Annotated in this window: 1 protein-coding gene; it reads left to right on the forward strand. The window is 70.2% G+C overall.

The features are described from left to right. Positions 1-1377: condensation domain-containing protein (locus ACFWFI_RS42675; RefSeq protein ID WP_387401361.1), on the forward strand; the 1377-nt coding region annotated here is incomplete at both ends.

The raw sequence follows: 1377 nt of genomic DNA on the forward strand, positions 1-1377 counted from the left end.
CCTTCGGACGCGGCGGTGGCCGGCCGGCTGCTGATCGTCCTGCACCACCTGGTGGTGGACGGGGTCTCATGGCGGATCCTGCTGCCCGACCTCGCCGAGGCGTGGAAGCAGGTCCGGGACGGAAAGAGCCCGAAGCTTCCGGCGACCGGTACCTCCGTACGCCGCTGGACCCATGCCCTCCTCGACGAGGCCCGCAACCCCGCACGCATAGCCGAGATGGACCTGTGGCGATCCGTTCTCGACGGGCCCGATCCCGTTCTCGGCTCCCGGCCGCTCGACCCGGCCGTCGACACCCGCTCCGCTCTCGACCACATCCAGCTGCAACTGCCCGTCGCCGTCACCGAGGCGTTGCTGACGAGGGTTCCGGCGGCGTTCCACGGTGGGGTGAACGACGGACTGCTGGCTGCGCTGGCGCTGGCGGTGGCCAAGTGGCGCCGTGGGCGCGGTGTGGAGGAGTCGTCCACGCTGATCAAGCTGGAGGGGCACGGCCGTGAGCAGGACGTGGTGCCGGGTGCTGACCTCTCGAGCACGGTGGGCTGGTTCACCAGCATGTTCCCGGTCCGTCTGGACACGGCCGGGTTCGATCTGGACGAGGCGTTCGCCGGCGGTCCGGCCGCCGGTGGTGTGATCAAGGCGGTCAAGGAGCAGCTGCTGGCCGTCCCGGACAAGGGACTCGGCTTCGGGCTGCTGCGCTACCTCAACGAGGAGACCGCGGCGGAGCTCGCCGGTCACTCCACCGGGCAGATCGGCTTCAACTACCTCGGCCGCTTCTCCTCCGCCGACATGCCCGAAAACCTCCGCGGCCTCGGCTTCACCCAGATCTGCGAGATGGCCGCTCCCCTGGACGCGGACATGCCCGCCATGTCCGCGCTGGAACTCAACTCCATGGTCATCGACACCGACCTGGGCGCCCAGCTCGACGTCTCGGCCGGATTCCCCGCCGGGCTGTTCGCCCCTGAGGACGTCCGGGAACTGATCGAGCTGTGGTTCGCCGCGCTGGAGGCGCTGGCCCGGCACACCGCCGACCCGGCCGCCGGCGGCCTCACCCCCTCCGACCTGCCCCTGGTCAAGGCCCGCCAGCACGACATCGAAGCCTGGGAGAACCGATACCCCGGCCTGTCCGACGTCTGGCCGCTGACCCCCCTGCAGTCCGGGCTCCTCTTCCACACGATGCTGAACGACGACTCCTGGGACGCCTACCAGATGCAGATGGCGTTCCACATCGAGGGCGAGGTCGACCCCGCCCGCATGCGGGCAGCCGCCCAGGCCCTGCTCGACCGGCACGCCAACCTGCGCACCGCCTTCGTCGACGACTCCGACGGCAACCAGGTACAGGTCGTCGTCGACGGCGTCGAAGTCCCCTGGCAGGAGATCGAC

Source organism: Streptomyces sp. NPDC060209, assembly GCF_042728155.1.
Lineage (GTDB): Bacteria > Actinomycetota > Actinomycetes > Streptomycetales > Streptomycetaceae > Streptomyces.